This window comes from Crossiella sp. CA-258035 (assembly GCF_030064675.1).
Taxonomy (GTDB): Bacteria; Actinomycetota; Actinomycetes; order Mycobacteriales; family Pseudonocardiaceae; genus Crossiella.
This window is the reverse complement of the sequence record NZ_CP116413.1, coordinates 6,782,890-6,804,468: the sequence shown is the minus strand read 5'-3', so window position 1 is coordinate 6,804,468 and position 21,579 is coordinate 6,782,890. Positions and strand designations below refer to the sequence as shown.

The following is a 21,579-nucleotide window of genomic DNA, read 5'->3' as shown; positions in this document are numbered from 1 at the left end:
TTCGCACATTTGGAGTAACCATTCACCGAGCCTCCGCGACAGGGAGGACATAGTCGCTGGTGAAGTGTGTGGGGTCAGTCAGTGGAGTTTCGGGTACTGGGACCGCTGGAAGCCGTGCTCGACGGGCGGTCGCTGCCGCTGGGCACACCGAGGGCGCGCACCGTGCTCGGCATCCTGCTCGCCAACGCGGGTGCCATCGTCAGCATCGACCGGATCGCCGAGGAGCTGTGGCCGCACGGCACCGCGGTGGACACCAAGGCCGAGATCTACGCCTACGTCTCCCGGCTGCGCTGCGCGCTGGGCCAGCGCAAAGGCGGACCGGCCTGGCTACTACGCCGCTCACCGGGCTACCTGCTCAGCCTGCGGCCCGGTGAGCTGGACCTGCACCGCTTCGAGGCGCTGGTCGAGCAGGCGAGGGTGGCCAGGGGCGCGGGCAAGCTCGAAGCCTGCCTGGCCCGGTACCGGGAGGCCCTCGGCCTGTGGCGGGGCGAGCCCTTCGCCGGGGTGAGCGCCACTCCGGTGCTGGCCGCGGAGAGCGCCCGGCTGGCCGAGTACCGGCTGCTCACCCAGGAGGAGCTGGCCGACTGCGTGCTCGAGCACGGCGGCGGGCGCGGCGACCTGGTCGCCGAGCTGAGCGCGCTGGCCGCGGCCAACCCGCTGCGCGAACGCCTGCACGCCCTGCTCATGCGCGCGCTCTGCCGGGCGGGCCGGCCGGCCGAGGCGCTGCGGGTGCACCAGGAGCTGCGCACCGCGCTGGCCGAGGAGCTCGGCGCGGACCCCGGGCCGGAGATCGGCGAGCTGCACGAGCGGATCCTGCACGGGGAGTGCGAACCCCCGCCCCAGCGCCCGGCCGTGCGGGTCAGCGCCCGGCGCAACGACCTGCAGGCCGACATCGTCGACTTCACCGGCCGCCAGGAGGAGATGCGCCGCCTGGTGGCCACCCTGCCCGAGACCGACCGGCCCGGCGGCACCGCGCTGGTGATCACCGCCATCGACGGCATGGCCGGGGTCGGCAAGACCACCCTGGCCGTGCACGCCGCGCACCAGCTGGCCGCGCACTTCCCGGACGGCTCGCTGTTCATCGACCTGCACGCGCACACCGCCGGGCACGAGCCCACCGACCCGGCCGCCGCGCTGGACACCCTGCTGCGCGCGATCGGCGTGGCGGGGGAGAAGATCCCGGAACGCCTGGACGCCCGCGCCGCGCTGTGGCGGGCCGAGCTGGCCGACAAACGGCTGCTGCTGGTGCTGGACAACGCGGCCAGCGCGGCCCAGGTCCGGCCGCTGCTGCCCGGCACCGCCGGCTGCCTGACCCTGGTCACCAGCAGGCGCAGGCTCACCGACCTGGACACCGCGCAGACCCTGTCCCTGGACGTGCTGCCGCGCGAGGCCGCCGCCGACCTGTTCACCCGCACCGTGGACCACCCGCCGGCCACCGCCGAAGCCGCCGCGGTGGCCGAGGTGGTCGAGCTCTGCGGCCGCCAGCCCCTCGCCCTGCGCATCGCCGCCGCCCGGCTGCGCGCCCGGCCCGCCTGGACCGCCGCGCACCTGGCCACCCGGCTGCGCGACGAACGCCGACGCCTCACCGAGCTGGCCGCCGGGGACCGCTGTGTGGGCACCGCGTTCAGCCTGTCCTACCGGCAGCTCGCGCACACCAAGGCCCGGCTGTTCCGCTTCCTCGGCCTGGTGCCCGGCCCCGACTTCGACGTGCGGGTGGCCGCCGCGCTGGCCGACCTGCCGGTGGCCGAGACCGAGGACCTCCTGGAAGAGCTCGTCGACGTGCACCTGGTGCAGCAGCCCACCCCCGGCCGCTACCAGTTCCACGACCTGCTCCGGCACTACGCCCGCCGCGCCGCCCAGGAGGAGGAGTCCGAGACGGCCAGGGCGGCCGCGCTGGAACGGATGTACGAGCACTACGTGCGCACCAGCGGCGCGGCCGCGATCATGTTGGACCCCAACCTGGTCTGGCTGCCCAGCGCGCCCCAGCCGCACCCGTGGCTGCGCACCCCGGAGCAGGCGCTGAACTGGCAGGACGCCGAGTACCCCAACCTGGCCGCGGCCATCACCCAGGCCCAGGAGGAGGGCAGGCACCAGGTCGGCTGGCAGCTGCCGCACACCCTGGAGACCTACTTCGACACCAGGGGCCGGGCGCCGCTGCGCGCCCTGCACGGCGCGGTGGAGGCCAGCCGCGAGCTCGGCGACCGGCACGCCCAGGCGTGCAGCAGGCTCGGCCTGGCCTCCGCCTGCGCCCGCCTGGGCCGCTACCGGGAAGCCGTGGACAACCTCAAACAAGCCCTGGAGTTGTTCCGGGCGGCGGGTTTCCGCCGCGGCGAGGCCACCGCGCTGCGCCGCTTCGGCGGCATCTACGAGCCCACCGGCCGCTACCCCGAGGCGGTCGCCAGCCTCACCCAGGCCCTGGACATCTACCGCGAGATCGGCGACCTGATCGGCCAGGGCGAGGCGGAGAACGACCTGGCCAACGTCTTCCTGCACACCAGCCGCTACGCCGACGCCCAGCGGCGGCTGGAGTCCGCGCTGCGCCTGTACCGGCGCGGCGGGTTCCGCGCCGGCGAGGGCATCTCGCTGATCAACCTGGGCTACCTCTACCTGCGCACCAGCCGCTACCCCGAGGCCATCGAGCACTTCCGCTCCGCGCTGGAGGTCAACCGCGCCACCGGGTCCCGGCTGGGCATCGGCGGCGCGCTGAACAACCTCGGCCACACCTACCTGCGGGTCGGCCGCTACGCCGAAGCCCTCGACCACCTGCGCGGCGCGCTGGCCGTGCACCGGGAAAGCGGCTACCGGCGGCACCAGGCCAACGCGCTGAGCAACCTCGGCCAGGCCCTGCTGCGGGTGGGCAGGCCCGGCGAGGCCACCGAGCTGCTGGAGCAGGCGCTGAGCGTGTACCGGGAGATCGGCTGCCCGTCCGGGGAGGGCGCCGCGCTGGGCTACCTCGGCGAAGTGCTGATGTGGAAGGGACAACTGCCCGAGGCCGCGCAGAACCTGTTGCAGGGCTTGGAGTTGCAGCGGGAGACCGGGAACCTGTTCAGCGAGTGCATGACGCTCAACCACCTCGGCGACCTGCACCGGCTGCTGGAGGACGCGCCCAACGCGCGGATCTGGTTCGAGCAGGCCCTGCACCGCAGCGACCTCGCGCACAACCGGCACGAGCAGGCGAACGCCCACCACGGGCTCGGCGCGGTGCACGAGGAGCCGGACACCGCGGCCGAGCACCGGCGGCGGGCCGAGCAGACCTACCGCGAGCTGGGCCTGCCCGAGCCCGAGCTCATGACCGCCAGCCGTCGAGGGCGAACTGGAGCTGCCTGAGCAGCCGGGCCCTGGTCGGGCCGATCGAGCCGCGCGGGATGCCCAGCCGCGCGCTGATCTCGTCGTAGCTGACCGACTGCGCGCCGAAGAGCAGCACCAGCAGCCGCCGCTGCGCCTCCGGCAGCCTGGCCACCACCGCCAGCGCCGCGTCCAGCTCCGCCTCCAGCACCACGTGCTCGGCCGGACAGGCCTGCTCGTCGGGCATGTCGAAGTAGTCCTGGTCGCCGATGGGCAGCTCGCCGGTGGTCCGCCGGTTCAAGTGCCGCAACGCTTCCCGCCTGGCCACGGTGACGATCCAGGCCCGCACCCGCTCCGGTTCGCGGACCGAGCGGATGCCCTCGTAGACCCGGATCCAGGTCTGCTGGGCGACGTCCTCCACATCGGCCCGGCGCAGGCCGAGCGAGGCGGCGATCGCCCGGACCAGCCGGCCGTAGCGGTGCACCAGCTCGGTCCAGGCGTCCTCCTCCCGGTTCTGACAGCGGTTGACCAGTGAGCCGGACTCGGCGTGCAGGGTGTGCGACATGTTCCGCCCGATCGGTTCGCTCGGCGTGGGGAGCAACCCGGTCATCGTGCGCGCCCGGGATTGGCGAAACCTGGATGGAAACCTGACGTCGATAAAGTTCACCATTCAACTTGCTCTGACTTTCCGGTCAATAGGGACGCGATTTGCCCAGCCCTTTTCTTTCGCGGTTCGGTGGTTTAGGTTCAGCCTCCGTCAGGTCAGCGCGGAACGTGTGCGAGGGCGGACGTTCCCTTATTGATCAGGGGCTGATTCATGAAACGTGTGCTGGTGATCGTCATGGCTCTTGCCGGTCTCGCCGGTCTGGGCTCCGGACTGGCCGCGGCCTTCAGTGCGCAGGTCAGCACGAGTGTGGACGGTGGCAGGCCGGGCGGTGGCTGCGTTGGCGGCTGCGGCATCGTGCTCGCCGAGTGCGGTCATTGCTGAATTGACCGACCGTGGGTAAATAACTGGTTCCCGTTGTGGAGTGATTGCATGAAGCGCGTGTTACTCGTTTCGCTGGCGTTGTCCGGTGTCCTGGCGGCTGGTGTGCTGACCACCGCCCAGGGCGCTCCGGGCGGCCACTGCGGTTGGTGAAGACGGTGTGGACCGCCGGACGGCGCCCTGCGGGCCGTCCGGCGGTTCACCCGCGGCGGAACTCGGGTGTGCGGGACCAGCGATCCCGATAGGTTCGCCGCATGTCTGCCAGCCCGGTCCACCCTCGACTCCGGCGCGCGCTCGCGCCGCTTGTTGCCGCAGCCCTGCTGCTCCCCCTCTTCCCGGCGCTCGCCACCGCCGCCCCCTCTTCCCCCGCGGCCGAGTGCGCGCCGCCCGCCGCTCCTGTTGTGCCCGGCGCCCGCGTGCTGTCGGTGACCGCCGAGGCCAAGCCCCCCGGGGTGGTCGAGGAACCCTGGTTCCCGCCGCTGGCCTACCCGGCGGCCTGCGAGATCAAGGTGACGCTCACCCACCCCGGGGTCAACGACAAGGTCCTGGTGCAGGCCTGGCTGCCGAAGGCGGGCTGGAACGGCCGCTTCCAGGGCGTCGGCGGTGGCGGCTACGCCATGGGCAACTTCACCTTCGGCCTGGCCTCCGCGCTGGCCCAGGGCTATGCCGCGGCCACCACCGACGGCGGGGTCGGCGAGGACGGCCTCAACCCCTCCTCCTGGGCGCTGGGCCCGGACGGCCGGGTGAACAAGGAGTTGCTGACCAACTTCTCCTCCCGCTCGCTGCACGACCTGGCGGTGGCGGGCAAGGCGGTCACCGCCGCGCACTTCGGCCGCCCAGCGGACTTCAGCTACTGGAACGGCTGCTCCACCGGCGGCCGCCAGGGCCTGATGAACGCCCAGCGCTACCCGGCCGACTACGACGGCATCCTGGCCGCCGCCCCGGCGATCAGCATGCCGCGGTTCCTGGTCGCCGACCTGTGGGGCCAGGTGGTGATGAACCAGGAGAAGACCCGGCCCAGCCTCTGCGAGTTCGAGGCGTTCCAGCGGGCCGCGGTGGCAGCCTGCGACACCAAGGACGGTGTGGCCGACGGAGTCCTGGAACAGCCGCTGCGGTGTGGTTTCGACCCGGCGAAGCTGATCGGGACGAAGATCCAGTGTGACGGCAAGGAGATCACCATCAGCCGGGCTGCCGCCGAGGTGGTGCGCAAGATCTGGGCCGGGCACCCCGCCTGGTTCGGGCTGCCCAAGGGCGCGCCGTTCTCCGTGGTCGGTGACGCCGAGCCGAACCCGATCGCGGACAACTGGGTGCGCTACTTCGTCGAGCAGGACCCGAAGTTCGACCTGAAGTCGGTGGACTACCGCGAGTTCAACCGGATCGCGGCCAAGTCCCCGGCGCTGATGGACCGGTTCATCGCCACCGACGACCCCGACCTGTCCGGCTTCCGCCGCGCGGGCGGCAAGATGATCACCTGGCACGGCTGGTCGGACGCGATCATCTTCGCCCAGGGCACCACCGACTACCGCGACCGGGTGGAGCGCCGGATGGGCGGCGCGGCTCGGGTGGACGAGTTCTACCGCGTGTTCATGGCTCCCGGAGTGGACCACTGCGGCGGCGGCACCGGCCCGGCCCCGGTGGATCCGCTGGGCGCGCTGGTGAGCTGGGTGGAACAGGGCAAGGCCCCGGACACCCTGCCCGCCGCGATCGAGGACACCACCCGGAACCTGTGCCGGTATCCGCTGGTGTCGCAGTACGACGGGAAGGGTGACCCGAAGCAGGCCAGCAGTTACCGCTGCGCCCGCGGCTGAGTTACGCCCAACCGCCACAGGGTGACCACCTCGGCGGCCCGCGCCGCGGCCAGCGGCCCGGCCGCCGAGGTGGCCCTGGGATGCCGGGGCCGGACCGAGCTGGTGCCCAGCACCCGCAGTCCGCCGGCCGTGATCGCGGCGGCCAGCGCGCCGGGTTCGCGCAGGCCCAGTAGTTCGGCCAGGTCGGAGAGCACCAGCCAGCCCTCACCGCCGGGCCGCAGGTGCCGGGGCAGGCGGTCCAGGAACGCGGTCAGCATCCGGCCGCCGGGATCGAACACGCCGCGGTCCAGGCCGCCGCGCACCCGGCCGGGCAGCCAGGGCGGGTTGCACACCACCAGGTCCGCGCGTTCCGGCGGGAAGAGGTCGGTCTGGCGGACCTCGGCCCGCAGTCCGAGGCGGCGCAGGTTGTCCCTGGCGCAGTCCACCGCCCTGGGGTCGAGATCCGTTGCCACGACTTGGAAACCGCGCTGGGCGAGCACCGCGGCGAGGACTCCGGTGCCGGTGCCGATGTCGAAGGCCAGCCTGCCTGCCGATGGTTCGGTCTTGGCCACCAGGTCGACGTACTCGTGGCGGGTCGGTGGGAAGACGCCGTAGTGCGGGTGGATCCGCGCGCCAAGGCCCGGCACGAACACCCCCTGCCGCCGCCACTCGTACGCGCCGAGCACCCCGAGCAGCTCCCGTGCCGACACCACCGCGGGTCGGTCGATCGCGCCGTAGACCTGCGCGCAGGCGGCCGGTGTCATCGGCGGCGCGCCGGGGATGTCCAGTGGCACCAGCACCCGCCCGAGCACCGCCGCCCGCAACGCCCGGTGCTGCCGCCACCGCCCGAAGTCCCCGCCGCGCCACGGCATCCGGCGGTCCATCGCCCGCAGCAACCGCCGCGCGCCAGTCCACTCTCCTTGCCAGAGCAGGAAAACCCCGCTCCGGCACAGCCTCAGCGCCTCGGCCGCGGCGATCCGGTCGTCTGTCTCAACAATGTTCTGTGGGCGCGGTGCGTCCCGCGCGGACAGCCAGATCCGGCCGTCGTCGAAGAAACCCGTGTTCATGGTCCTGTTCCGCTGGTTCGGCTGAGGGGCTCCGGAAACGGAGCGGGCTCAGCGAACGACCGCGGCGAACACAGGACAGGTCACACCGCCAGCCTAACCCATCGCGCCCGTCCCGATGGACCGGAACGGGCGCGAGGGGCTCAGCCGCGCAACAGGGTGGCCGCCGCCAGTGCCAGCGGGGTCAGCGCCCCGGGGTTGTCGGTGAGCTGGCGGTTGAGGTCCGCGCGCATGCGCGGGTCCCAGAAGGCGCGGACGTGCTCGGCGATGGCCGCCGAGGCCCGCTGCACCGGCTGGCCCTCGAACTGGGCCGCGATCTCGTTGATCAGCCGCACCTGGGGTGACTGGGACGTGGTCGACATGCGTTACTCCACCAGTGCTTCGGCCGTTCCGGCCTGGGACGGGGCAACCGGGCCGCGCAGTCCGACCTGGACCGCGGTGACCTTGTACTCGGGGCAGTTGGTGGCCCAGTCGGAGTTCTCCGTGGTGACCACGTTCGCCCCGGTGACCGGGTGGTGGAAGGTGGTGTAGACGACGCCGACCGGCATCCGGTCCGAGAGCACCGCGCGCAATGTCGTCTCACCGACCCTGCTGGCCAGTGAGACCTCGTCACCGTCGTTGATGCCGCGCACCTCCGCGTCGTGCGGGTGGATCTCCAGGAGGTCCTCCGGGTGCCAGACCACGTTCTTGGTGCGCCGGGTCTGCGCGCCCACGTTGTACTGGCTGAGGATCCGGCCGGTGGTCAGGATCAGCGGGAACTTGCGGGTGCTGCGTTCCTGGGTGGGCACGTAGGTGGTCGGCACGAAGTGGCCCTTGCCGCGGACGAAGCCGTCCACGTGCATGATCGGCGTGCCTTCCGGCGCGTTGGCGTTGCAGGGCCACTGGATGCTGCCCAGCTTGTCCAGCCGCTCGAAGCTGACCCCGGCGAAGGTGGGCGTGGTGGCGGCGATCTCGTCCATGATCTCGCTGGTGCTGTGCCAGGACATCGGGTAGTCCATGGCCTGGGCGATCTCGGCCACGATCTGCCACTCGTGCTTGCCGGTCTTGGGCGCCATCACCGGGCGGACCCGGTTGATCCGGCGTTCGGCGTTGGTGAAGGTGCCGTCCTTCTCCAGGAACGAGGTGCCCGGCAGGAAGACGTGCGCGAACTTCGCGGTCTCGTTGAGGAACAGGTCCTGCACCACCACCAGGTCCATCGCCCGCAGCGCGCTGAAGACGTGGTTGGTGTTGGGGTCGGACTGGGCGATGTCCTCACCGTGCACGAACAGCGCCCGGAAGCTGCCGTCGATGGCGGCGTCGAACATGTTGGGGATGCGCAGGCCCGGCTCGGCCAGGATCGGCCGCTGCCACAGGGTCTCGAAGACCTCGCGGACCGCCTCGTCGGAGACGTGCCGGTAGCCCGGCAGCTCGTGCGGGAAGGAGCCCATGTCGCAGGAGCCCTGCACGTTGTTCTGCCCCCGCAACGGGTTCACGCCCACGCCGTCGCGGCCGATGTTGCCGGTGGCCATGGCCAGGTTCGCCATGCCCATCACCATGGTGGAGCCCTGGCTGTGCTCGGTGACACCGAGGCCGTAGTAGATGGCCGCGTTGCCGCCGGTGGCGTAGAGCCGGGCCGCCGCGCGCAGCTCGGCTGCCGGGACCCCGCTGAGCTCCTCGGTGGCCTCCGGGCTGTTCTCCGGCCTGGCGATGAACTCCGCCCAGTCCTCGAAGCCCTCACACCGTTCGTCCACAAAGGACTGATCGACGAGACCTTCGGTGACGATCACGTGTGCCATCGCGTTCACCACGGCCACGTTCGCGCCCGGCTTGAGCTGGAGGTGGTGCTGGGCCTCGATGTGCGGGGAGCGGACCAGGTCGATCCGGCGCGGGTCGATCACCACCAGCTTGGCGCCCTCGCGCAGCCGCTTCTTCATCCTGGAGGCGAACACCGGGTGGCCGTCGGTCGGGTTGGCCCCGATCACCACGATCACATCGGCCCGCGCCACCGACTTGAAGTCCTGGGTGCCCGCGCTGGTGCCGAAGGTCTGCTTGAGGCCGTAGCCGGTGGGGGAGTGGCAGACCCGGGCGCAGGTGTCCACGTTGTTGTTGCCGAAGGCCGCGCGGACCATCTTCTGCACCGCGTAGACCTCCTCGTTGGTGCACCGGGAGGAGGTGATGCCACCAATCGAGGCCGGGCCGTGGCGGGCCTGGATCTCACGCATCTTCGTGGCCACGGTGGTGATCGCGGTCTCCCAGTCCACCACCCGCCACGGCTCCTCGATGCTGTCCCGCACCATCGGTTCGAGCTGGCGGTCCGGGTGGGTGGCGTAGCCGAAGGCGAAGCGGCCCTTGACGCAGGAGTGGCCCTCGTTCGCGCCGCCGTCCTTGTACGGCACCATCCGCACCAGCTCGGTGCCGCGCAGCTCGGCCTTGAACGAGCAGCCGACCCCGCAGTAGGCGCAGGTGGTGATCACGCTGCGGGTGGGCATGCCCAGCTCGATGACCGACTTCTCCTGGAGTGTCGCGGTCGGGCAGGCCTGCACGCAGGCCCCGCAGGAGACGCACTCGGAGTCCATGAACAGCTCGCCCGCGCCCGCGGAGACCTTGGAGTCGAAGCCCCGGCCCTCGATGGTCAGCGCGAAGGTGCCCTGCACCTCGCCGCAGGCCCGCACACAGCGGGAGCAGGCGATGCACTTGGACGGGGTGAAGTCGAAGTAGGGGTTGCTGCTGTCGGTTTCCAGGTCGAGGTGGTTCTCGCCCTCGTAGCCGTAGCGCACCTGCCGCAGCCCGACCACGCCGGACATGTCCTGCAGCTCGCAGTCCCCGTTGGCCGAACAGGTCAGGCAGTCCAGCGGGTGGTCGGAGATGTAGAGCTCCAGCACGCCCTGCCGCAGCTTCTCCAGCTTCGGCGACTGGGTGCTGACCCGCATGCCCTCGGCCACCGGCGTGGTGCAGGAGGCCGGAGTGCCGCGGCGGCCGTCGATCTCGACCAGGCACAGCCGGCAGGAACCGAAGGCCTCCAACGAGTCGGTGGCGCACAGCTTGGGGATGTCGATGCCGGTCTCGGCCGCGGCGCGCATCACCGAGGTGCCCTCGGGCACCCGCACCGGCATGCCGTCGACCTCGATGCTGACGGTGGCCTCGCCGGGTTTGGCCGGGGTGCCGAGGTCGTGTTCCTTGAACAGGGTCATGGTGCCGTCCCCTCGTGACGGGCGGTGAAGTCATCCGGGAAGTGCCGCAGCGCGGACAGGACCGGGTTCGGCGTCAACCCGCCCATCGCGCAAAGCGAACCTTCGGTCATCAGCTCGCACAGATCGCCCAGCAGCGCGAGGTTGTTGTCCGGGTCGACGCCCGCGACGATCCGGTCGATCGTCTCCACCCCGCGCACCGAGCCCACCCGGCACGGGGTGCACTTGCCGCAGGACTCCTCGGCGCAGAACTCCATGGCGAAACGGGCCATGGCCGCCATGTCCACGGTGTCGTCGAAGACCACGATGCCGCCGTGCCCGAGCATCGCCTGTGCCGCGGCGAACGCCTCGTAGTCCAAAGGAATGTCCATTGTGGACGCCGGGATGTACGCGCCCAGCGGTCCGCCGACCTGGACGGCGCGCACCGGCCGCCCGGACCGGGTGCCGCCGCCGTAGTCGTTGACCAGCTCGGCCAGCGACATGCCGAAGGCGGTCTCGAACACCCCGCCGTGCTTGATGTTGCCCGCCAGCTGGAAGACCTGGGTGCCCAGCGAGCGGCCCACCCCCAGCGCGGCGTAGGCCGCCGCGCCGTGGGCCAGGATGCTGGGCACCGAGGCCAGGGTGAGCACGTTGTTCACCACGGTCGGCTTGCCGAACAGGCCGGTGATCGCCGGGATGGGCGGTTTCGCCCGCACCATCCCGCGTTTGCCCTCCAGGCTCTCCAGCATCGAGGTCTCTTCACCGCAGATGTAGGCGCCCGCGCCGACCCGCACGAACAGGTCGAAGCGCTGCCCAGAGCCCAAGTAGTCCTGGCCGAGCCAGCCGCGCGCGTAGGCCACCTCGATGGCCTGGCGCAGGGTGGCCACCGCGTCCGGGTACTCCGAGCGCAGGTACACGTACCCCTCGGTGGCCCCGGTGGCGTACGCCGCGATGGCCATGCCCTCGATCAGGCAGAACGGGTCGCCCTCGATCAGCATCCGGTCGGCGAAGGTGCCGGAGTCGCCCTCGTCGGCGTTGCAGCAGACGAACTTCAGCTCGCCGTCGGCCTTGAGCACGGTGTTCCACTTGATCCCGGCCGGGAAGCCCGCGCCGCCGCGGCCGCGCAGCCCGGAGTCGGTGACCTCCTTGACCACCTCGGCCGGATCCATGGCCAGCGCCCGCCGCAGTCCGGCCATGCCGCCGTTGGCCAGGTAGTCATCGGCGGAGACCGGGTCGGTGACGCCGACCCTGGCGAAGCACAGCCGCTGCTGTGCGACCATCCACGGCAGCTCCTCGACCAGGCCAAGGCGTTTCTTGTGCGCGCCGCCGGTGAACAGTCCCGCCTTGACCAGTTCGGGCACCTCGCTCGCGGAGACCGGCCCGTAGCCGATCCGGCCCGCGTCGGTGGCCACCTCCACCAGCGGCTCCAGCCACAGCATGCCGCGGGATCCGTTGCGCACCAGGCGCACCTCGATCCCAGCGGCCGCGGCTCCTCGGCTGATCGCGCTCGCCACCGCGTCCGCCCCCACCGAACAGGCGGCGGAGTCGCGGGGCACAAAAACCGTGATCGTCATGCGCGTTCCGCCTCCGCGTCGAGGATGCCATCGAGTCTCGCCGGGTCCAGTCGTCCGTACAAGCGCCCGTTCACCTGACCCGCCGGTCCCAGCGCGCAGTTGCCCAGGCAGAACACCTGCTCCAGGGTCACCCGGCCGTCCGGGGTGGTCGAGCCGAGCTTGCTGCCCAGCCTGGCCTCGGCGTGCGCGACCAGGTCCTCCGCGCCCACGGACTGGCAGGCCTCGGCGCGGCACAGCTTGACCACGGTCCGACCGGCGGGTTCGGCGCGGAAGTCGTGGTAGAAGGTCACCACGCCGTGCACCTCGGCCCTGGACAGGTTCAGCTCGGCGGCCAGCACCGGGACCATCGCCGCCTCGATGAAGCCGAACTCGGCCTGCAGGCTGTGCAGGATCGGCAGCAGCGCGCCCCGATCACCGCGATGCCGGTCGACCACCGAGCGCACCCGGTCCATCATCGAAGGCTCGCCCGTGTTTGTCGGCATGCCCGTGTCTCCCATCGTGCATACGGTATACACAACGTTAGTCCGATCCTGCGCCGAAAAAAAGAGCGACTTGTGCCGGGGACGTGTCGAGATCGGCGGACCGGCTCCGATCAGGGTGTGTACGGTGCCCAACGGGGGCGTCGTGGACACGAGGAGCACGTCGTGAAGTTCTTGCTGATCATGCAGGTCAACCCGGCCATCCTGGACGCGCTGACCGAGGAGGAACGCGCCGCGATCGGGGAGGGCCACGGCGAGTTCATCCGCACCATCCAGGCCTCCGGCGAGCTGATCCTGACCCAGGCCCTGGCCGACCCGGCCGCCAGCGCGGTGGTGCGCGGGGCCGAGGGGCAGCCGGTGGTCACCGACGGCCCTTTCCTGGAGGCCAAGGAGTTCATGGGCGGCTTCTACCTGGTCGAATGCGAGAGCAAGGAACGGGCGCTGGAGCTGGCCAAGCTGATCCCGGACACCAAGGTCCCCGGACTGGCGATTGAGGTCCGGCCGGTGATGTTCTCCGGCGGCATGGAGCTGGAGATGTGAACAAGCCAGACGTCGAGGACCTGATCCGCGAGCTCGCGCCCCAGGTCCTCGGCGTCCTCGTCCGGCGGCACGGCCAGTTCGACGCCTGCGAGGACGCCGTGCAGGAAGCCCTGCTGGACGCGAGCACCCAGTGGGCGGCCGGGCCGCCGGAGAACCCGCGCGGCTGGCTGCTGACCGTGGCCACCCGGCGGCTCACCGACGCCTGGCGCAGCGACTCGGCCCGCCGCCGCCGGGAACAGGCATTCGCGCTCGACCCGGAGGCCCCCGCCCCGGACGGACCACCGGCGCGGGACGACTCGCTCACCCTGCTGTTCCTGTGCTGCCACCCCGAGCTGAGCGCCCCGTCCCAGCTCGCGCTGACCCTGCGCGCGGTCGGAGGCCTGAGCACCGCGCAGATCGCCAGCGCCTTCCTGGTGCCCGAGGCGACCATGGCGCAGCGGATCAGCCGGGCCAAGGCGCGGATCAAGGCCACCGGCTCCGCCTTCGGCCCGCCGCCGGCGCGGGAGCGGGACGAGCGGCTCCGGGTGGTGCTGCACGTGCTGTACCTGATCTTCAACGAGGGCTACACCGCCTCCAGCGGCGAAGAGCTGCAACGCCTCGAGCTGGCCGCGGAGGCGATCCGGCTGGCCCGCCTGGTGCACCGGCTGGCCCCGGCTGACAGCGAGACCGGCGCGCTGCTGGCGCTGATGCTGCTCACCCACGCCCGCCGCGCCGCCCGCACCGGCCCCGACGGCGCGCTCATCCCGCTCAACGAGCAGGACCGCGCCCGCTGGGACCGGGCCGCCATCACCGAGGGCCTGACCCTGCTCCGGCACACCCTGTCCACCGGCGCGCTCGGCCCCTACCTGGTACAGGCCGCGATCGCGGGCACGCACGCCGAGGCCGCCCGCCCCGAGGACACCGACTGGCCACAGATCCTGGTGCTCTACGGCATCCTGGCGCGGATCGCGCCCAACCCGGTGGTCACCCTCAACCGCGCCATCGCCCTGGCCATGGTCAACGGCGCCAAGGCCGGCCTCGACCTGCTCGACGAACTCGCCGCCGACGACCGCCTGCGCGCCAGCCACCGCCTGGACGCCGTCCGCGCCCACCTCCTGGAGCTCGACGACCAGCCCGAGGCCGCCGCCGAGGCATACCACCGCGCCGCCCGCCGCACCGCCAGCCAGCCAGAACAGCGCTACCTACTGGCCAAGGCGGCACAGCTGAGCTGACCCACCCCGAGTGTTGGCCGATCTCGTACGGAGTGTTGGCCGAAGTCGTACGCAGTCTTGGCCATTCCCGCACACCGGGTGAGCCGGGCTCGTTCCACTTCGGCCAACACCGTGTCCCACTTCGGCCAACACGCCGTGCGACAACGGCTAACACGCGGTACGACAACGGCCAACACGCGGTACGAGATCGGCCAACACGGTGGGGGAGTTGGGGTTAGAGGGTGTGTTGGGCGATGAGCTGGCCGATGGCGCGGACGTCGGAGTCGCCGCGGAACTCCAGGCGGACCTTGCCCAGGCCGCTGAACCACAGCTCCAGCTCGGCGTCCAGGTCGAAGGTGCCCGCGGTCTCGATGGAGAACGCCTGCACCTTGTTGTAGGGCAGCGAGGTGAAGTCCTTCTTCTTGCCGAGCATGCCCTGCACGTTCACCGCGATCAGCCGCTTGTTGGTGAACACCACGTAGTCCCGCACGGTCTTGAACGCGGCGATCAGCTGTTCCCCGGGGATGATGATCGGCGCGATGGATCCGGCGATGTCCTCGGGACGGCACGGCGAGAGCTTGAATACGGAAGCCTTCTCGAAGTCGATCACGTTTTCCACTGTACCGACACGGCGGCCTCCGTGCCGTCAGCTTCCAGGACCCCGCGCAGGTCAGCCCTGGGTATGACAACCCTGATTTGTCAAGGACGGATTTCCGGGGATACACCGATTCGGATTTGTCAAATGCCGGATTCATTAGCGCGAGCGCAATCCGCGAGGTAGTCTCGATTGCCCATCGAGATTCCGTCCCGGCCACCGCCATGCCCCGAAAGGGAGGTCATGCCGACCTCGCACGTCCAGCTCCAGGCCACGTTCCTGCCAGCCGAGGGCGCGTTCGCCTGGTGGGGTCCGCCCGACCCGGCCACCGCGCTCGCCGAGGCTGGGCTGCCGGTGGGCCGGGCCGCCGAATGCCGGCTGGCCCGCCCGGTGAACGGCCGGATCACCGTGCTGCCCACGCCGGTGCGCCTGGTGGACCTGGACCTCGCGCTGCCCGCGCTGCTGGCCACCACCGCCGCGCTCAGCCCCGCCGCCCGCGCCTGGCGGCAGGCCGCCCAGCAGCCGGACGCCGACCTGCCGCTGCCCCCGGCCGCGCACGCGGTGCCCAACGCCGAGGGCACCGCGATCAGTTCGCCCGCCGCGCTGCTGCGCCAGTTCCGGCAGGCCGCCCGCACCAGGGACGCGCTGCGCGTGGCCGAGGTGCGCGCGGACCTGCGGCCGTACCAGGTCACCGGGGTGGCCTGGCTGCGCTCGGTGCCCGGCGGCGGCATCCTGGCCGACGAGATGGGCCTGGGCAAGACGCTCCAGGCGATCAGCCTGCTGGCCACCCGCCCCGGGCCGCACCTGGTGGTCTGCCCGACCTCGCTGGTCGGCAACTGGCGGCGCGAGCTGGACCGCTTCGCCCCCGGTCTGGCGGTGCGCGCCCACCACGGCCCCCGGCGCACCCTGGCCGGCCTGGCCGCCGAGGTCGTGGTGACCAGCTACGGCGCGCTGCGCGCCGACGCCGACGAGCTGGCCGGGACCAGCTGGAACACGGTGATCTTCGACGAGGCGCAGCAGATCAAGAACCCGGACTCGCTGGCCGCCAAGGCCGCCACCCGGCTGAGCGCGCGGCTGCGGATCGCGCTCACCGGCACCCCGGTGGAGAACCGCCTGGACGACCTGTGGGCCATCCTCAACGTCACCCGGCCCGGCCTGCTCGGCACCAGGGGCCGGTTCCGGCAGCGGTTCGCCGCGCCCATCCAGCAGCGCCGCTCGGTCACCGCGGCCCAGCGGCTGCACGCGCTGATCGACCCGCACCTGTTGCGCCGCACCAAGTCCGAGGTGGCCACCGACCTGCCGCCCAAGCTGTACACCACCGTGGCCTGCACGCTCACCGACGAGCAGATCCGGCTGTACCGGGACGCGGTGGACCGGGCCTTCACCGACGGCCTCGGCTCCGGCATCGAGCGCCGCGGCCGGGTGCTGGCCCTGCTGACCGCGCTGAAACAGGTCTGCAACCACCCGGCGCAGCTGCTCGGCCAGGACGGCCCGCTGCCCGGCCGCTCCGGCAAGTTCGACCGGGCCAGCGAGATGCTCGCCGAGATCGTCGAGGACGGCGACCGCGCGCTGGTGTTCACCCAGTACCGGGCCATGGGCGAGCTGCTCTCCCGCCACCTCACCGAAACCCTGGGCGGCCCGGAGATCCCGTTCCTGCACGGTGGGCTGACCGCCGACCGCAGGGACAAGCTGGTGCAGGCCTTCCAACATGACGAGGACGCGCCGCCGATCCTGTTGCTGAGCCTGCGCGCCGCCGGGTTCGGCCTCAACCTGACCAGGGCGGGGCACGTGCTGCACTACGACCGCTGGTGGAACCCGGCGGTGGAGGAGCAGGCCACCGACCGCGCGCACCGCATCGGCCAGCACCGGGTGCTCACCGTGCACACGCTGGTCACCGGCGGCACCGTGGAGGAGCACATCGCCCGGATGCACGAAACCAAACGCGCGCTGGCCGACCTGGTCTCCGGTGACAGTGAGACCGCGCTGGCCAACCTGCCCGACGAGGACCTGCACCGGGTGCTCGACCTGAACCTGGAGGGGATCGGCCGATGATCGCCGAGTACGGCGTCACCGCTTGGAGTCACCCCTGGCTGCGCATCGCCGAGCCGACCAGGGTCACCCGCCCGAACCCGTCGCTGCCCAGGGCCCGCAACCTGGCCCGCGGCGACGGCATCACCGAGCTGACCGTGGCCCCCGGCCTGCTCACCGCCAGCTCCGGCCAGTACCGGCTGCGCATCGAGTTCCCGCTCTGGCCGGCCGAGTCGGCCATGGTGGTGGGCAAGGCGCTCGCCGATCTCCCGCCCAGCCTGATGCCCGGCGACCTGCCCGACGCCCTGGCCGCCGAGCTGCGCGCCCACGACATCAGCATCGCGCCGGCCCCGGAGGAGCTCACCGCGCACTGCGACTGCCGCGACCGCCGCCCGCACTGCGTGCACGTGCTGGCCGCCCTCTACACCCTGGTCCAGGCCGTGGACGAGCGCCCGGCGCTGGCGGTGGAGCTGCGCGGTGTCATCACCACCACCGCCGACCCGGACTGGATCCCGTTGAGCGAGCTCAACGTGGCCGGGTTCTACGGCTGACTACGCCGATCCACGTAGGCCGGATACGGCGGCGCGGGGACGCCCCGGCAGTCCCCGCGCTGCCACCGTCTCCGCCATGCGAAAAGCGATACTCACCACCCTGACCCTCGCGCTGCTGGGCTTACCTGGCGTCGCGGCCGCCGACCCCGGCGAGCTCGCCGCCACCGGCTCGGGCTGGGTGCGCGGCCGGGTCACCGCCGAACACCGCGTGTACCAAGGTATTCCGTACGCCGAAGCGGCCCGCTGGCAGCCCCCGCGCCCAGCCCGGCCCTGGACCGGCGTCCGCGAGGCCACCCAGCCCGGCCCGGTCTGCGCCCAGCCCGGCAAGCCCGGCGAGGTGCGCGGCAGCGAGGACTGCCTGTCCCTGAACATCCACCGTCCACAAGGGACAGACCGCTTGCCGGTGCTGGTGTTCGTGCCCGGCGGCGGTTTCACCACCGGAGCGGGCAGCGACTACGACCCCGGCAGGCTGGCCGCCCGCGGCAAGGTCCTGGTGGTCACGCTCAACTACCGGCTGGGCGCACTGGGTTTCCTGGCCCACCCCGACCTGGGACCGGACGCCGGGAACCTCGGCATCCAGGACCAGCAGGCCGCGCTGCGCTGGGTCAGGGCCAACATCGCCGCGTTCGGCGGCGACCCGGCCAGGGTCACGCTGTGGGGCCAGTCCGCGGGCGGCTACAGCGTCTGCGCGCACCTGGCCAGCCCGGCCTCCCGCGGCCTGTTCCAGCAGGCCATCGTGCACAGCGCCCCGTGCGCCAACCCGATGGTCGAGCGCGCCGAGGCCCAGCGCCGCGCCCGCGCCACCGCCGACACCCTCGGCTGCCCCGACGCCGCCTGCCTGCGCGGTCTCCCGCTGACCTCCCTGGTCGGCCTGCACCAGGACCAGGTTTCCGTGCTGCGCCGCGACTTCAACGGCCGCCCCTGGCTCCCGGTGGCCGGCACCCCAACCCTGCCAACCCAGCCGCTGAGCACCCAGGTCCCGCTGCTGCTGGGCGGCACCGCCGACGAGATGCGCCCGTTCGTCGCCCCGCACCGGAACCTCACCGCCGAGGACTACCCCAGCCTGGTCACCGGGTTGTTCGGCACCGACGCCCCAGCGGTCCTCGCCCAGTACCCGGGATCGACCGAGCCCACGCCCGCGCTCACCCTGGCCCGCCTGCTCACCGACCACGGCGGCGCACTGGGGGCCTGCACCCAGCTCCCGGTGATCGCGGCCGCCCGGAAACCCGTGCACACCTTCGAGTTCGCCGAACCCACCGGCCACGTGCTGGGTGACTTTCCCTACGGCGCGGCGCACGGCGCGGAGCTCCGCTACCTGCTCGACCTCAGCTGGCCGCAGCCCCCGCTGACCCCGGCCCAGCAGGCCCTGGCCGACCGCATGATCGAGCACTGGGCGGCCTATGCGCACACCGGCGACCCCGGCTGGTCCCGGCACGGCACCCGCCGGTTCACCGCCGAGCGCACCACCCGGATCGACCTGGCCACCGAGCACAACTGCGGGTTCTGGTCCCAGCTCGGGTGACAACCCGGGATGGCACCTGCTAACTTTCATTTGCAGGTGACCGACTGGGGGAGAACTCGATGACACTGACCGATCGGATCGCGGCCTGGTCCGCCCGGCGCCGCCGGGCCGCGATCCTGGGCTGGCTGGGCCTGGTGCTACTCGCGTTCCTGGCCAGCGTGCTGGTCACCGGACCCGACGCGCGCAACGTGGACCCCGGCGACACCGGCCGCGCACAGTCCACATTGGACAAACAGGACGGCTACCTGCCGGTGGAGGAGAAGGTCCTCGTCCAGGCGCGCACGCCGGGTGGGCACTTCGGCAACAGTCCGGAGCTGCGCAGGGCCACCGAAGACCTGGTCGCCGAGCTGACTCGACGGCCCGACGCGGTCACCGACGTCCGCTCACCGCTGGAAACCCGTTGGCAGGAACACATCTCCGCCGACGGCCGCTCGGGCCTGGTCAGCTTCAAGCTGGCCTGGCCGGTGGCGAAGCTGACCGAGCACTTCACCTTCGCCACCGGCGCGGTCCAGGCGGTCGCCGCCCGGCATCCCTCGGTCCGGTTCGCGCAAGCGGGGGACCGCAGCCTGTCCAGCGCGGTCGACGAGTCCATCAAGGCCGATCTGGAGCGATCGCACCTGCTGTCCCTGCCGCTGGTGCTGATCATCCTGCTCATCGTGTTCGGCTCGCTGGTCGCGGCCGGGATCCCGGTGCTGCTCACCGTCACCGGACTCGCGGCCACCTTCGCCCTGCTGTCCGCCCTCGGCAAGGTCATCGCCATCAACAGTGCGGGCTCGGCGCTGATCCTGCTGGTCGGCGTGGCCGTGGGCATCGACTACTCGCTGTTCTACCTGCGCCGTTACCGCGAGGAACGACAGTCCGGAGTGGACGATCAGACCGCGTTGCGCACCGCCGCCCGCACCTCCGGGCACGTGGTGCTGGTCTCCGGCCTGACCGTGATCCTGTGCCTGAGCGGCCTGGCGCTGACCGGGCTCGGCGTGCTCACCGGCGGCGCGATCGGCATGGCCGTGGTGGTCGGACTGGCCATGGTCGCCTCGGTGACCGTGCTGCCCGCCGTCCTTGCCGCGCTGCGGCACCGGGTGGACAGCGGCCGCATTTCCTGGCTGGGCAAGGGCCGGACCGCGGCCCGGGAGTCCCGGATCTGGTCCGGCGTGGCCACCAGGGTGGCGCGGCGGCCGGTGCTGTGGGGCGGGGCCGCGGTGCTCGCCCTGCTGGCCATGGCCGTGCCCGCACTGGACATGAAGCTCCAGGACGCCGCCCCGGTGAACAGCCTGCCGCGCAGCGTGCCCCAGGTGGAGGCGGCCCTGCGCGTGCAGGAAGCCTTCCCCGGCGCGCCCACCCCGGCCAGGGTGGTGGTCTGGCAGCGCGATGGGTCCACAGTGGACGGATTCCTGAACTCGGCGGTGGCCGACCGGCTGCGCGGTCAGGTCAAGGACAGCGGCGGCCTGCTGGCCGGACCGCTGACCGTGGACCGGGTGGGCAAGGCACTGGTGGTCCGGATGCCGCTGGCCGGCTCCGGCACCGACGACACCTCGGTCCGCGCCCTGGAGCACCTGCGGCACAAGGCGATTCCCCAGGCGCTCGGCGGGTTCTGGCAGCTCGATGTCGCGGTGTCCGGGCGGACCGCGCAGACCACCGACTTCACCGTCAAGCTGCGCGAGCGCACCCCGCTGGTCTTCGGCTTCGTGCTGCTGCTCTCGTTCCTGCTGTTGGTGCTCGTCTTCCGCTCGCTCACCGTGCCGCTGGTCTCCATCGCGCTCAACCTGCTCTCCATCGGCGCGGCCTACGGCGTGATCACCTGGATCTTCCAGTACGGCAACCTCAGCGGCCTGCTCGGCTTCACCCCCTACGGCGGGGTGATGGGCTGGCTGCCGCTGTTCATGTTCGTCGTCCTGTTCGGACTGAGCATGGACTACCACATCTTCATCCTCAGCCGGATCCGCGAACGCTGGCGCGCGGGCCTGCCCGCCAAGGAGGCGGTGGTCAGCGGACTCGGCGCCAGCGCGGGCGTGGTCACCAGCGCCGCGGTGATCATGACCGTGGTGTTCGCCGTGTTCGTCACCCTCACCTCGATCGAGAACAAGATGCTCGGCGTCGGCCTCGCGGTCGCCGTGCTGCTGGACGCCACCCTGGTCCGCGGTGTGCTGGTACCGGCCGCGCTGGCCCTGCTCGGCGAGCGAGCCTGGCGCTTCCCAGGACGGCGAGCGCACTAACCTTGCTGCTCATGTGCTGGGTGCCGCGATGACCGGGAAGCCGCCGACGGGGGATGACCTCCTGCGGGTGCTGGCCACCCTGGCCAACCCGCACCGGCTCCGGGTGGTCGCGGCCCTGGCCGCCGAGCGCCAGTACGTCAGCGCGCTGGCCCGCGAGCTGGGCATCAGCCGGGCGCTGCTCCAGGTGCACCTGCGCAAGCTGGAGGCGGCCGGGCTGGTGAGCGCTCAGCTGGAGCTGTCCGCGGACGGCAAGGCGATGAAGTTCTACGAGGTGACCCCGTTCGCGATCGAGCTGACCCCGGCCAGCGTCGCGACCGCCGCCCGCACCCTCAGCACACCGGAAGAACAGGAAGACTGACCCATGGGCGTCCGTGCCTGGCAGGAACTCGTCGGCGTGTTCGGCGTCTTCACGCTGATCACCGTGGTGCTGACCGTGATCATCTGGCAGAGCTTCATCTCGGTGCGCGCCAAGGCCAGCGCCGCCCGCGAACAGGCCTACCAGGAGCTGGCCGCCCGCGCGGTGGCCGCGCAGGAGCAGACCGCGCGGGAGCTGACCGAGGTGCAGGCCCGACTGGCCTCGGTGGAGCGGATCCTGCGCGAGGTCGAGTGACCACCGCACG

At 71.8% G+C, this 21,579-nt stretch carries 18 protein-coding genes; 11 read left to right on the top strand and 7 right to left on the bottom strand.

Annotation, left to right across the window (positions count from 1 at the left end; genetic code table 11):
* Nucleotides 1-81 precede the first annotated feature (81 nt).
* Nucleotides 82-3,327: an AfsR/SARP family transcriptional regulator gene (locus N8J89_RS30555; RefSeq protein WP_283660454.1), complete on the top strand. Its 3,246-nt coding sequence runs from the start codon at nucleotides 82-84 to the stop codon at nucleotides 3,325-3,327.
* Here N8J89_RS30555 and N8J89_RS30550 read toward each other — a convergent pair.
* The gene (locus N8J89_RS30550) at nucleotides 3,287-3,895 is read right to left on the bottom strand and encodes an RNA polymerase sigma factor (RefSeq protein WP_283660453.1); all 609 of its coding nucleotides are present in this window, start codon (nucleotides 3,893-3,895) and stop codon (nucleotides 3,287-3,289) included. The two genes, N8J89_RS30555 and N8J89_RS30550, sit on opposite strands and share 41 nt — an antisense overlap.
* Before the next feature lie 207 nt (nucleotides 3,896-4,102).
* Here N8J89_RS30550 and N8J89_RS30545 point away from each other — a divergent pair, with 207 nt between their 5' ends.
* Entirely contained in the window at nucleotides 4,103-4,273 is a 171-nt protein-coding gene (locus N8J89_RS30545; protein WP_283660452.1) for a hypothetical protein, read from the top strand.
* 251 nt (nucleotides 4,274-4,524) lie between these two features.
* Nucleotides 4,525-6,078 carry a tannase/feruloyl esterase family alpha/beta hydrolase gene (locus N8J89_RS30540; protein ID WP_283660451.1) on the top strand — a complete coding sequence of 518 codons (1,554 nt, stop codon included), beginning with the start codon at nucleotides 4,525-4,527 and terminating at the stop codon, nucleotides 6,076-6,078.
* Here N8J89_RS30540 and N8J89_RS30535 read toward each other — a convergent pair.
* The 5 genes from N8J89_RS30535 to N8J89_RS30515 all read right to left on the bottom strand — a co-directional run bounded on the left by N8J89_RS30535 (nucleotide 6,057) and on the right by N8J89_RS30515 (nucleotide 12,323).
* Nucleotides 6,057-7,124, bottom strand: coding sequence for a methyltransferase (locus N8J89_RS30535; RefSeq protein ID WP_283660450.1), 1,068 nt, complete (start codon nucleotides 7,122-7,124; stop codon nucleotides 6,057-6,059). The genes N8J89_RS30540 and N8J89_RS30535 overlap by 22 nt on opposite strands.
* 140 nt (nucleotides 7,125-7,264) lie before the next feature.
* Nucleotides 7,265-7,483: a formate dehydrogenase subunit delta gene (locus tag N8J89_RS30530; RefSeq protein ID WP_283660449.1), complete on the bottom strand. Its 219-nt coding sequence runs from the start codon at nucleotides 7,481-7,483 to the stop codon at nucleotides 7,265-7,267.
* A 3-nt stretch (nucleotides 7,484-7,486) separates the two neighbouring features.
* Complete coding sequence (fdhF, locus tag N8J89_RS30525; protein ID WP_283660448.1) at nucleotides 7,487-10,291, bottom strand: formate dehydrogenase subunit alpha; 2,805 nt, start codon at nucleotides 10,289-10,291, stop codon at nucleotides 7,487-7,489.
* Entirely contained in the window at nucleotides 10,288-11,841 is a 1,554-nt protein-coding gene (locus N8J89_RS30520; protein WP_283660447.1) for a formate dehydrogenase beta subunit, read from the bottom strand. The genes fdhF and N8J89_RS30520 overlap by 4 nt, the downstream gene beginning before the upstream one ends.
* Entirely contained in the window at nucleotides 11,838-12,323 is a 486-nt protein-coding gene (locus N8J89_RS30515) for a formate dehydrogenase subunit gamma (protein WP_283660446.1), read from the bottom strand. The genes N8J89_RS30520 and N8J89_RS30515 overlap by 4 nt, the downstream gene beginning before the upstream one ends.
* A 162-nt stretch (nucleotides 12,324-12,485) precedes the next feature.
* Between N8J89_RS30515 and N8J89_RS30510 the strand changes: the two genes are divergently transcribed.
* Together N8J89_RS30510 and N8J89_RS30505 are read left to right on the top strand one after the other, a co-directional pair.
* The gene (locus N8J89_RS30510; protein ID WP_283660445.1) at nucleotides 12,486-12,860 is read left to right on the top strand and encodes a YciI family protein; all 375 of its coding nucleotides are present in this window, start codon (nucleotides 12,486-12,488) and stop codon (nucleotides 12,858-12,860) included.
* Complete coding sequence (locus N8J89_RS30505; RefSeq protein WP_283660444.1) at nucleotides 12,857-14,071, top strand: RNA polymerase sigma factor; 1,215 nt, start codon at nucleotides 12,857-12,859, stop codon at nucleotides 14,069-14,071. Before N8J89_RS30510 ends, N8J89_RS30505 begins: the two co-directional genes overlap by 4 nt.
* A gap of 214 nt (nucleotides 14,072-14,285) precedes the next feature.
* Here the strand turns inward: N8J89_RS30505 and N8J89_RS30500 are convergent, their stop codons facing one another.
* Entirely contained in the window at nucleotides 14,286-14,660 is a 375-nt protein-coding gene (locus N8J89_RS30500) for a PH domain-containing protein (RefSeq protein WP_252485279.1), read from the bottom strand.
* A gap of 228 nt (nucleotides 14,661-14,888) precedes the next feature.
* On the opposite strand from N8J89_RS30500, the gene N8J89_RS30495 reads away from it, so the two are divergent.
* From N8J89_RS30495 to N8J89_RS30470, 6 genes are all read left to right on the top strand, one after another.
* Nucleotides 14,889-16,697 carry a DEAD/DEAH box helicase gene (locus N8J89_RS30495; RefSeq protein ID WP_283660443.1) on the top strand — a complete coding sequence of 603 codons (1,809 nt, stop codon included), beginning with the start codon at nucleotides 14,889-14,891 and terminating at the stop codon, nucleotides 16,695-16,697.
* Nucleotides 16,694-17,224 carry a hypothetical protein gene (locus tag N8J89_RS30490; RefSeq protein ID WP_283660442.1) on the top strand — a complete coding sequence of 177 codons (531 nt, stop codon included), beginning with the start codon at nucleotides 16,694-16,696 and terminating at the stop codon, nucleotides 17,222-17,224. The genes N8J89_RS30495 and N8J89_RS30490 overlap by 4 nt, the downstream gene beginning before the upstream one ends.
* A gap of 76 nt (nucleotides 17,225-17,300) precedes the next feature.
* Nucleotides 17,301-18,746: a carboxylesterase/lipase family protein gene (locus tag N8J89_RS30485; RefSeq protein ID WP_283660441.1), complete on the top strand. Its 1,446-nt coding sequence runs from the start codon at nucleotides 17,301-17,303 to the stop codon at nucleotides 18,744-18,746.
* A gap of 59 nt (nucleotides 18,747-18,805) precedes the next feature.
* On the top strand, nucleotides 18,806-20,959 hold the full coding sequence (locus tag N8J89_RS30480; protein ID WP_283660440.1) for an MMPL family transporter: 2,154 nt from the start codon (nucleotides 18,806-18,808) through the stop codon (nucleotides 20,957-20,959).
* 28 nt (nucleotides 20,960-20,987) lie between these two features.
* Nucleotides 20,988-21,317, top strand: coding sequence for an ArsR/SmtB family transcription factor (locus N8J89_RS30475; RefSeq protein WP_252485284.1), 330 nt, complete (start codon nucleotides 20,988-20,990; stop codon nucleotides 21,315-21,317).
* A 3-nt stretch (nucleotides 21,318-21,320) separates the two neighbouring features.
* Nucleotides 21,321-21,569 (top strand): hypothetical protein, encoded by a 249-nt coding sequence (locus N8J89_RS30470; protein ID WP_283660439.1) that lies wholly within the window; start codon nucleotides 21,321-21,323, stop codon nucleotides 21,567-21,569.
* Nucleotides 21,570-21,579: the final 10 nt, after the last annotated feature.

Coding starts and splice junctions, on each gene's coding strand:
- N8J89_RS30515 (WP_283660446.1), bottom strand. CDS start 12,323: ATGCCGACAAACACGGGCGAGCCTTCGATGATGGACCGGGTGCGCTCG.
- N8J89_RS30480 (WP_283660440.1), top strand. CDS start 18,806: ATGACACTGACCGATCGGATCGCGGCCTGGTCCGCCCGGCGCCGCCGG.
- N8J89_RS30520 (WP_283660447.1), bottom strand. CDS start 11,841: ATGACGATCACGGTTTTTGTGCCCCGCGACTCCGCCGCCTGTTCGGTG.
- N8J89_RS30530 (WP_283660449.1), bottom strand. CDS start 7,483: ATGTCGACCACGTCCCAGTCACCCCAGGTGCGGCTGATCAACGAGATC.
- N8J89_RS30470 (WP_283660439.1), top strand. CDS start 21,321: ATGGGCGTCCGTGCCTGGCAGGAACTCGTCGGCGTGTTCGGCGTCTTC.
- fdhF (WP_283660448.1), bottom strand. CDS start 10,291: ATGACCCTGTTCAAGGAACACGACCTCGGCACCCCGGCCAAACCCGGC.
- N8J89_RS30545 (WP_283660452.1), top strand. CDS start 4,103: ATGAAACGTGTGCTGGTGATCGTCATGGCTCTTGCCGGTCTCGCCGGT.
- N8J89_RS30485 (WP_283660441.1), top strand. CDS start 17,301: ATGCGAAAAGCGATACTCACCACCCTGACCCTCGCGCTGCTGGGCTTA.
- N8J89_RS30535 (WP_283660450.1), bottom strand. CDS start 7,124: ATGAACACGGGTTTCTTCGACGACGGCCGGATCTGGCTGTCCGCGCGG.
- N8J89_RS30490 (WP_283660442.1), top strand. CDS start 16,694: ATGATCGCCGAGTACGGCGTCACCGCTTGGAGTCACCCCTGGCTGCGC.
- N8J89_RS30475 (WP_252485284.1), top strand. CDS start 20,988: ATGACCGGGAAGCCGCCGACGGGGGATGACCTCCTGCGGGTGCTGGCC.
- N8J89_RS30540 (WP_283660451.1), top strand. CDS start 4,525: ATGTCTGCCAGCCCGGTCCACCCTCGACTCCGGCGCGCGCTCGCGCCG.
- N8J89_RS30495 (WP_283660443.1), top strand. CDS start 14,889: ATGCCGACCTCGCACGTCCAGCTCCAGGCCACGTTCCTGCCAGCCGAG.
- N8J89_RS30550 (WP_283660453.1), bottom strand. CDS start 3,895: ATGACCGGGTTGCTCCCCACGCCGAGCGAACCGATCGGGCGGAACATG.